Source organism: Mesobacillus subterraneus (genome assembly GCF_000934845.1).
Lineage (GTDB): Bacteria > Bacillota > Bacilli > Bacillales > Cytobacillaceae > Mesobacillus > Mesobacillus stamsii.
In genome coordinates this window covers 1-9,354 of record NZ_JXIQ01000200.1, presented here as the reverse complement: position 1 = coordinate 9,354, position 9,354 = coordinate 1, and the positions used below count along the sequence as shown (strand labels likewise).

Sequence of the window (9,354 nt, the reverse complement as noted above, 5' to 3'; positions counted from 1 at the left end):
ACAGGATGTGCTAGACCCGGCCGCCACAGGACGTGGCGTTCTAGGCGGGAAGCGCTTGTCGGGGCTGACCAAGGCGCTTGCGCTTTTCTTATCAAAAGAGGTTCCTATATAAAAGGTGCCTCTTTTCTTTGCATTTGTCTATGTATGAAAATGATTGGCTGGAATTAACTGAAGGATGTTAAATTTAGAATTTTTCAAACAGTTACTGTAGAATAGAAACAATAACGGATAGGTATATTGAAAGTAGGTTAAAAGGAATATTAAATAGGAGCATCTAAAACGTATACATATAGTAAAGATGTTTTGCACGATTTCAAACAGTGAAAAATGGATAAGGAGTTTAACACGTTCCCATTAAAGGAGGATTTACATGGCTGTCATTTTAGAAACAATCAAGAATTTAAAGGGTTATAAGCTTCACATTGTAAAAACGGCAAAGTTCAAGACGAACACTATTGTCTGGAAGATGAAAACGCCTTTGACAAGTGAAAACGTAACAAAACGTGCGTTGCTTCCATATGTGCTGCAAAGCAGTTCAAAGGCATATGAATCAACAACAAAGCTGCGCTCCTATTTAGATGAACTTTATGGTGCGAATCTTAATGTTGATGTATCAAAAAAAGGAGAGTTCCAGATCATAAGCTTCTCGCTCGAAATTGCTAATGAAAAATTCCTGAGTGATCCAGCACCGTTGCTGAAAAAGGGAATGGAACTAATCGCTGCTATCCTCGTAAAGCCTTTGACAGAAAATGGAGCTTTTGATAAAGCGACAGTGGAGAAAGAGAAACGCACGCTAAAACAGCGGATTCAGGCAGTTTATGATGATAAAATGCGTTACTCCAATTACAGGCTTGTTCAAGAAATGTGTAAAGGGGAGCCGTATGCATTACATGTGAATGGAGAAATAGACGATATCCCGCAGATTAACCCGGAAAATTTGTATGAGTACTACAAACAGGCTTTTGCTGAGGATGAAATGGATTTGTACATTATTGGCGATGTGAATGAAGAAGAAGTCCAATCCATAGCGGACCATCTGCTCCAATTCGAGGATCGTGTCCCCGTGCAGCTGAAAACAGCTCAAACCGTCAGCAGAGAAGAACAGATCGTAAAAGATCAAGAGGATGTCAAACAAGGCAAGTTGAATATCGGTTACAGAACAAATGTGCTTTATGGCGACCAAGACTATTATGCTCTCCAGGTATTTAACGGCATTTTTGGCGGCTTTTCACATTCTAAATTATTTATAAATGTCCGCGAAAAAAACAGTCTTGCCTACTATGTAGCCAGCCGACTTGAAAGCCACAAAGGTTTAATGATGGTTATGTCCGGGATTGAATTCGAAAATTTTGAGCTGGCCGTTCAAATCATCCGTGAACAGATGGAAGCAATGACAGCAGGCGATTTTACCGAGAAGGAAGTGGAACAGACGAAAGCAGTGATCGAAAATCAAATGCTTGAAACATTGGATACGTCCAGAGGCATAGTAGAGGTACTATATCATAATGTAGTATCAGGTCAAAATGTCAGCCTCGATGACTGGCTTCAGGGCATGAGTACAACCACAAAAGAAGAAATCGTTGATGTTGCTAAGAAGATTCAGCTTGACACGGTTTACTTTTTAACTGGATTGGAGGCGGACAAATAATGGAGATGATTATTTTTGAACAGCTTCAGGAAGAAATGTATTATGAAAAGCTCGATAATGGGCTTGATGTGTATATCCTTCCAAAAAAAGGTTTTAACAAAACATATGCTACCTTTACAACAAAATACGGTTCCATTGACAATCACTTTCTTCCTCCAGGAAAAGAGGAATACGTTAAGGTTCCAGATGGAATTGCTCACTTCCTAGAACACAAGTTATTTGAAAAGGAAGATGGGGATGTATTTCAGCAGTTCAGCAAGCAAGGTGCATCTGCGAACGCATTTACTTCCTTTACACGAACTGCTTATTTGTTCTCCAGTACATCCAATGTCGAGAAAAACCTTGAAACGCTGATTGACTTCGTTCAAGAGCCTTATTTTACCGAAAAAACAGTGGAAAAGGAAAAGGGGATCATTGGCCAGGAAATCACGATGTATGATGATAATCCCGATTGGAGACTGTATTTTGGACTAATCCAGAATATGTATAAAAACCACCCTGTCAGCATTGATATTGCCGGTACCATTGAATCGATCTCCCATATAACGAAAGATATGCTGTATGAATGCTATGAAACTTTTTACCATCCAAGCAATATGCTGTTGTTTGTGGTTGGTCCTGTCAATCCTGATGAAATCATGGGCATGATCAAAGATAACCAGAGCAAGAAAGACTATAAGAACAAGCCGGAAATCCAACGAAAATTCGATGCCGAACCGGCTGGAGTCGCCGAAAAAAAACAAGTTCTTAAAATGAATGTGCAAACCTCAAAATGCCTAGTGGGACTCAAAGCAGCCAACCCGACGGAATCAGGCACCATCATGCTGAAGAATGAACTATCAGTGAACGTACTGCTTGATATTCTATTTGGAAAAAGTTCGGATCACTACACTGAATTGTATAGTTCGGGTCTGATTGACGACACGTTTTCCTACGATTATTCACAGGAACTGGGCTTTGGATTCGCGATGGTTGGCGGAGATACTAATGAGCCAGATCTGCTTGCAAGCAGGCTTAAAGCGATGCTGATGGAGGCAAAATTAGCTCAAAGTTGGACTTCTGATAGCCTTGAAAGGACAAAAAGGAAAAAAATCGGAGCGTTCCTGCGAGCGGTGAATTCTCCGGAATATATCGCAAATCAATTCACACGCTACGCGTTCAATGATATGGATTTGTTTGAAGTGGTTCCAATGTTGGAAAGCCTGACGATCGATGACTTAACTAAGGCAGCAGAAAGACTTATATCAGAAGATCGCTTCACAGTGTGCCAGGTTGTGCCAAAAGGGAAGTAATGGACAAATGAGGTGTATGCTTACAATATTGGAGAGGAAAAAGATATGAAACGATTTGTACTTGTAACTGGGGCAAGTGGAGCGATTGGCAAAGCGATCTCCATCAAGCTGGCATCGTCAGGTTATTCACTCTACCTGCATTACGATCGGAATCAAAAAGAGATGGATGCCCTGCTCCGTGAGATTGACTCATTTGGCGGGGAATATATCCCAATCAAAGCCAATTTTGTCTCTAAGACAGGATACCTCGAATTAGTGGACCAGATTTTTTCAATTGATGCAATCGTCCATAATGCTGGGAATGCCTTATATGGGCTTCTAGAGGACTTGGAAGAGGAGGAAGCAGAAGCCTTGATTCGACTCCATGTGACGACACCTCTTCTTCTGACAAAGAAGCTGGTGCCAAAATTACGGCAAAAGCAAAATGGGAATATTGTGATTGTCTCATCCGTATGGGGCCAGACAGGAGCATCATATGAGGTGGCCTATTCAACGGTAAAGGGCGCACAGCTAGCATTTGCAAAAGCATTGAGCAAAGAACTGGCACCTTCAAAGATTAGAGTAAATGCAGTTGCTCCCGGAGCAATCCAAACGCCACTGATGGAGAAATTTAGCGAAGAAGAGCTGGATGCAATTGCTGCTGAAATTCCCTCAGGCCGTCTTGGAACACCTGAGGAAGTGGCAAACGGAGTGGAATTTCTTTTATCCGAGAAATCTTCCTACATTACCGGGCAGGTTTTGGCCATCAATGGAGGCTGGCTGACATGAATGATTTGTGACAAATTTTTAAAACAAGTTTCTTGATGAATATTTCTCTACAAACGAATGCAAAATAACCTTGTACTATTTTAGACAAGGAGGTTGTCAAATATGTCTGTATTGGAAAATTGGAATCAGTGGAAAGATTTCCTGGGGGACCGACTTAATCAGGCGCAGGATCAAGGAATGAATAAAGAAGCAATGGGTGATCTTGCCTATCAAATCGGCGACTATCTTGCCAAGAACGTCGACCCAAAGAACGAACAGGAAAGAGTTCTTACCGATCTTTGGTCAGTGGCAAGTCCAGACGAACAGCATGCGATCGCGACTATGATGGTAAAGCTTGTTCAAAACAACGGTAGCAAATAAGTAAGTTTTGGAAGAGGGGACCTTACATCCTCTCTTTTTTTATAACATGCTTTATTTTTGGCTGGTTTTTCCTTTCATCTTCGTCAAAAATCATATATTATAGTAGCTAGATATTATGTCAAAATGTGTCGTAATGGCAAGCAAAGGAGGACAAGGATGGAGAAGAAAGAATGGTACTTAGAATATGAAATAATGATAAACCGTCCAGGACTGCTTGGTGATATTTCCTCTTTGCTTGGAATGCTGTCTATCAACATTGTTACGATCAATGGAGTAGACGAGGGCAGGCGAGGTCTTTTGATCCTCGCAAAAGATGATGATCAAATTGAGCGACTAGAGTCTATTTTACATACTATGGAGACAATAAGGGTAATTAAAATTAGAGAGCCGAAATTGCGTGACCGCATGGCAGTTAGGCATGGAAGGTATATACAACGCGATGCTGACGATAAAAAAACTTTCCGGTTTGTGAGGGATGAACTTGGACTGCTTGTTGATTTTATGGCAGAATTATTTAAGATGGAAGGCCATAAACTGATTGGTATCCGGGGAATGCCTCGTGTCGGCAAGACAGAATCTGTTGTTGCTTCAAGTGTTTGTGCTAATAAAAGATGGCTGTTTGTTTCCTCGACGTTATTGAAGCAGACCATTCGCAATCAGTTGATTGAAGATGAGTACAATGCTAATAACTTATTCATCATAGATGGCATTGTTTCAACTAGAAGAGCCAATGAAAAGCATTGGCAGCTCGTCAGGGAAATCATGCGACTGCCTGCAGTCAAGGTAGTGGAACATCCTGATATTTTTGTCCAGAACACGGAATACACATTGGATGATTTTGATTATATTATCGAATTAAGAAATAATCCTGAAGAGGAGATCGTATATGATATGGTCCAGAAGAATCACATGTTTACTGATTCTGATTTTGGAGGATTTGATTTTTAACAGTATTGGAAGGTGTTATCGTGTCTGAGTTAGGAAATATTTTAAAAGAAGCCCGTGAAGCAAAAGGCCTCAGTCTGGACGAGCTGCAATCGATTACGAAAATTCAAAAACGGTATTTGATGGGCATTGAAGATGGCAACTATTCAATCATGCCAGGAAAATTCTATGTGCGGGCGTTCATCAAACAATATGCCGAAGCTGTTGGCCTTGATCCGGATCAGCTTTTTGAACAGTATAAATCCGAAATCCCTACTACCTATAATGAAGAATTGCCGGAACAGCTTTCCCGAGTTCAATCTAGGAAAAGTTTGTCACCAGAAACCTCTAAGATTTTGAATGTTCTTCCAAAAATATTGATTGTCATTTTCATTATTGGCGCAGTTGCTCTCGTCTGGTATTTGATTGTCAAAAATGCAGGCGATGATTCCGGCCAGACCGCTAATACCAATAAAAGCCAGCCAATCGTGGAAGAACCTGCAGGAAGCACAAATGATCCCGCTGCAAATAACACAAGTGAATCTGATGCCCCTGCCCAAGAAAAACCTGCTGACGAAAAACCAAAGCCTGAACCTCCTGCACAGGAGCTTACCGTTGCCTCAAACAATGGAAGCAATACAGTGTATGAACTGAAGAATGCCGATCGATTTGTCATCAAAATTGTTTCGCTTGGACAAACATGGGTTGGACTCTCTAATGGTTCAGGAAAATCGATCTTTGCAGAAACGCTTGTTAAAGGCAAGAATGAAAACCGGACAGAAGATTTAACTGCTGAAACAGAGGCCGTCATTAATATCGGGCGTGCAACGGAAACGGAGATTTACGTAAACGACCAGAAGCTGGAGTACGCCGTTTCCCCGCAAGATGATATGACCCAGCTGATTACGATCAAGTTTGTAAAGTAGTTGAACATAATAAATTGCAGCCCGTATAAAGTCTGCTGCAACAAGAATGCCCGTATGGACGTTTGTTTATACGGGTTATACTTTGAAAGTTATAATGATGTTGTCAGCCTGTGTAATTGACATTTGGAGGAATAGGATATGAACTTGCCCAATAAAATTACGGTTTCACGCATTTTATTGATTCCGTTATTCTTGATTGTGATGATTGTGCCATTTTCCTGGGGGGAGATTGCCCTGCTTGGAACGACAATGCCGGTCACTCATTTGGCAGGAGCGTTGATTTATATTTTCGCTTCTGTCACAGACTGGGTTGATGGCTATCTGGCACGAAAACATAATCTCGTTACAAATCTCGGGAAATTTCTTGACCCGCTGGCGGACAAGCTACTTGTCTCTTCAGCGCTAATTGTGCTCGTTGAACTTGGTTATGCTCCGGCTTGGATTGTCGTTGTTATCATCAGCAGAGAATTTGCCGTGACAGGGCTTCGACTATTGCTTGCAGGAGGAGGCGAGGTTGTTGCTGCCAAGATGCCCGGAAAAATCAAAATGTGGGCTCAAACAGTCGCAATTTCCGCTTTGTTGCTGCATAATATCATTTTTGAAGCTTTTTCGATCCCATTTGCTGACATCGCCTTATGGGTGGCAATGTTCTTTACAATCTGGTCTGGATGGGAGTACTTCGCAAAGAACAAACAAATATTCAGCAATTCTAAATAAAGGATTTTCCAGGAGGATGGCACATGAATGCAGAAATCATAGCAGTTGGTTCTGAACTACTTCTCGGGCAAATCGTCAATACAAACGCCCGGTTCCTGTCAAAGCAGCTTGCAGACCTGGGAGTCAATGTATTCTATCACACCGTTGTCGGAGATAATTCAGATAGGCTCAAAAGTGCAATCGCGATCGCCCAGCAACGTGCAGAATTGATAATTTTCACGGGCGGACTGGGACCAACTAAAGATGATCTTACGAAAGACACCATTGCCGGGCAACTCGGTAAAAAGCTGGTACTTGACGAAGAAGCGATGAGATCCATTGAATGGTATTACGAAAAAACGAACAGGGTTATGACCGAGAATAACAGGAGACAGGCGCTCGTAATCGAAGGTTCCCTCATCCTTAAAAACGAAAATGGCATGGCTCCCGGAATGTTCCTTACAACTGCAGACCACAAGTATATGCTACTGCCAGGTCCGCCTTCAGAAATGGAGCCGATGTTCCTAAAATATGGCCAGGCAGCTATTGCCGGGGTAAATGGGAACCAGTCAAGAATTGAATCAAGAGTCCTGCGCTTCTTTGGTATCGGTGAGGCAGCACTTGAGGCGAAGATAGAGGATTTGATTGATCAGCAAAGCAATCCGACCATTGCTCCGCTGGCAGGCGATGGAGAAGTCACCTTGAGATTGACAGCAAGATCAGATGCTAATAGCAACGCGGAGGCAATGATCGATAAAATGGAAGCCGAAATCATCGCAAGAGTTGGCGAGTTTTTTTATGGCTACAATGAAACCTCGTTAATTTTGGAGTTATCCAAACTATTGAAAAGCAGAGATATGACAATTTCAGCAGCGGAAAGCCTGACGGGTGGGATGTTTCAGCAGGAATTGACTTCTGTCTCTGGTGCAAGCAACCTATTCCAGGCCGGCATTGTCTGCTATTCCAATGAGGCCAAAATCGAACTCGTTAATGTGAGACCTGAAATAATAGAAAAACATGGCGCTGTCAGCAAGGAATGTGCAGAAGAGCTGGCAGTCAATATTTCCTCCATTGCCAAATCGGATATTGGCATTAGTTTCACCGGTGTAGCAGGTCCCGACAGTCTCGAGGGCCACCAGGCTGGGACTGTTTTCATTGGAGTGCATATAAAAGGTCAGCCAGTGCATGTGGAGCATCTGAGGATGAGCGGATCTCGAACAGCAATCAGGAGCAGATCAGTAAAGTACGGATGTCAGCTGATTATTAATAGATTAACAGAAACACGGAAGTGACAATGCTTCCGTGTTTTTTCTTAATAATAAATAGGCAGATTTATTGTTGAAAGTGAATTTTAATGGGGAAATGGCAGCTTAATTTTACATAAAAGTGCATCAGAAATTTAGTTTTAATAAGTTTTTTCATCTCAAAAAAACGAATAAACGTTCGATTTTTTGATGGACAAACTATCAGGGAAAAGGTATAGTTATAATAGATTTTAAATAAAAGATTTGCGGGCAAGCAGCATGCTGTTTGTGTTGATATAAAAGGAGGAAGATTGAGTGAGTGATCGTCAAGCTGCGTTAGATATGGCATTAAAACAAATCGAAAAACAATTTGGAAAAGGCTCGATTATGAAGTTGGGAGAGAAGACAGACATTAAGATTTCTACTTCTCCAAGTGGTTCCCTTGCATTGGATGTAGCGCTAGGAATAGGCGGGTATCCTCGAGGACGTGTTATTGAAATCTACGGACCTGAAAGTTCAGGTAAGACAACTGTTGCGCTTCATGCAATTGCAGAAGTTCAGGCTAATGGAGGCCAAGCAGCGTTTATTGATGCCGAGCACGCGCTCGATCCTGTATATGCACAGAAACTCGGTGTTAACATTGATGAACTTCTTTTGTCACAGCCGGACACAGGAGAGCAGGCTTTGGAAATTGCGGAAGCACTTGTACGAAGCGGAGCAGTTGATATTATTGTTATTGACTCCGTTGCAGCTCTTGTTCCTAAGGCTGAAATCGAGGGTGAGATGGGAGATTCCCATGTAGGGCTTCAGGCTCGTCTCATGTCCCAAGCATTGCGCAAACTTTCAGGTGCGATCAACAAATCAAAAACGATCGCAATCTTCATTAACCAGATTCGTGAAAAAGTCGGCGTTATGTTCGGTAACCCTGAAATTACACCTGGCGGACGTGCGTTGAAGTTTTATTCAAGTGTTCGTCTTGAAGTACGCCGTGCTGAAACATTGAAGCAGGGCAATGATATGGTCGGCAATAAAACGAAGATCAAAGTGGTCAAGAATAAGGTTGCACCTCCGTTCCGTACAGCGGAAGTGGATATTATGTACGGTGAAGGTATTTCCAAAGAAGGTGAAATCATTGATATGGGGTCAGACCTTGATATTGTTGATAAGAGCGGTTCTTGGTATTCCTACAATGGGGAACGCCTTGGACAAGGTAGGGAAAACGCAAAGATTTTCCTAAAAGAAAATCCGTCCATTCGGCTTGAAATCCAGAAGAAGATCCGTGATCACTACAGTCTTGATGGAGAAATCGTAGTTACTGAAGTGGACGAAGATCAGGAAGAACTTAAATTGGATTAATCAGATTCGATCGACCAGCAAAGGTCTCCTTCATGAAGGAGACCTTTTTCGATATATAAAACAGAGGTTTAAAAGAAGGATTGATTGAATCATGAATTAAAATCGTTAGTATCCTTACCGGCAGCTTTGAGGAGTAAAAA

The 9,354-nt window shown here is 41.9% G+C and carries 9 protein-coding genes; all 9 read left to right on the top strand.

Annotation, left to right across the window (positions count from 1 at the left end):
* The first annotated feature begins 370 nt into the window (after positions 1-370).
* Complete coding sequence (yfmF, locus tag UB32_RS18730) at positions 371-1,648, top strand: EF-P 5-aminopentanol modification-associated protein YfmF (protein ID WP_044396668.1); 1,278 nt, start codon at positions 371-373, stop codon at positions 1,646-1,648.
* On the top strand, positions 1,648-2,940 hold the full coding sequence (gene yfmH, locus UB32_RS18725; protein WP_044396666.1) for an EF-P 5-aminopentanol modification-associated protein YfmH: 1,293 nt from the start codon (positions 1,648-1,650) through the stop codon (positions 2,938-2,940). The genes yfmF and yfmH overlap by 1 nt, the downstream gene beginning before the upstream one ends.
* A gap of 45 nt (positions 2,941-2,985) precedes the next feature.
* On the top strand, positions 2,986-3,708 hold the full coding sequence (ymfI, locus tag UB32_RS18720; RefSeq protein ID WP_044396664.1) for an elongation factor P 5-aminopentanone reductase: 723 nt from the start codon (positions 2,986-2,988) through the stop codon (positions 3,706-3,708).
* A 102-nt stretch (positions 3,709-3,810) separates the two neighbouring features.
* Positions 3,811-4,068 (top strand): DUF3243 domain-containing protein, encoded by a 258-nt coding sequence (locus tag UB32_RS18715; protein WP_044396663.1) that lies wholly within the window; start codon positions 3,811-3,813, stop codon positions 4,066-4,068.
* Between the two features lie 156 nt (positions 4,069-4,224).
* Positions 4,225-5,016 (top strand): DUF3388 domain-containing protein, encoded by a 792-nt coding sequence (locus UB32_RS18710; RefSeq protein ID WP_044396661.1) that lies wholly within the window; start codon positions 4,225-4,227, stop codon positions 5,014-5,016.
* Between the two features lie 20 nt (positions 5,017-5,036).
* Positions 5,037-5,918 (top strand): helix-turn-helix domain-containing protein, encoded by an 882-nt coding sequence (locus tag UB32_RS18705; RefSeq protein ID WP_044396670.1) that lies wholly within the window; start codon positions 5,037-5,039, stop codon positions 5,916-5,918.
* A 138-nt stretch (positions 5,919-6,056) separates the two neighbouring features.
* A complete protein-coding gene (gene pgsA / locus UB32_RS18700) occupies positions 6,057-6,635 on the top strand; it encodes a CDP-diacylglycerol--glycerol-3-phosphate 3-phosphatidyltransferase (protein WP_044396658.1) in 579 nt (192 codons plus the stop codon).
* 23 nt (positions 6,636-6,658) lie between these two features.
* Complete coding sequence (locus UB32_RS18695; RefSeq protein ID WP_044396656.1) at positions 6,659-7,906, top strand: competence/damage-inducible protein A; 1,248 nt, start codon at positions 6,659-6,661, stop codon at positions 7,904-7,906.
* A gap of 267 nt (positions 7,907-8,173) precedes the next feature.
* Complete coding sequence (gene recA, locus UB32_RS18690; protein ID WP_044396654.1) at positions 8,174-9,214, top strand: recombinase RecA; 1,041 nt, start codon at positions 8,174-8,176, stop codon at positions 9,212-9,214.
* Positions 9,215-9,354 lie beyond the last annotated feature (140 nt).

Bases quoted from the DNA above. Each gene is read 5' to 3' on its own strand.
- yfmF (WP_044396668.1), top strand. From the start codon at position 371: ATGGCTGTCATTTTAGAAACAATCAAGAATTTAAAGGGTTATAAGCTT.
- UB32_RS18695 (WP_044396656.1), top strand. From the start codon at position 6,659: ATGAATGCAGAAATCATAGCAGTTGGTTCTGAACTACTTCTCGGGCAA.
- UB32_RS18715 (WP_044396663.1), top strand. From the start codon at position 3,811: ATGTCTGTATTGGAAAATTGGAATCAGTGGAAAGATTTCCTGGGGGAC.
- pgsA (WP_044396658.1), top strand. From the start codon at position 6,057: ATGAACTTGCCCAATAAAATTACGGTTTCACGCATTTTATTGATTCCG.
- UB32_RS18710 (WP_044396661.1), top strand. From the start codon at position 4,225: ATGGAGAAGAAAGAATGGTACTTAGAATATGAAATAATGATAAACCGT.
- yfmH (WP_044396666.1), top strand. From the start codon at position 1,648: ATGGAGATGATTATTTTTGAACAGCTTCAGGAAGAAATGTATTATGAA.
- ymfI (WP_044396664.1), top strand. From the start codon at position 2,986: ATGAAACGATTTGTACTTGTAACTGGGGCAAGTGGAGCGATTGGCAAA.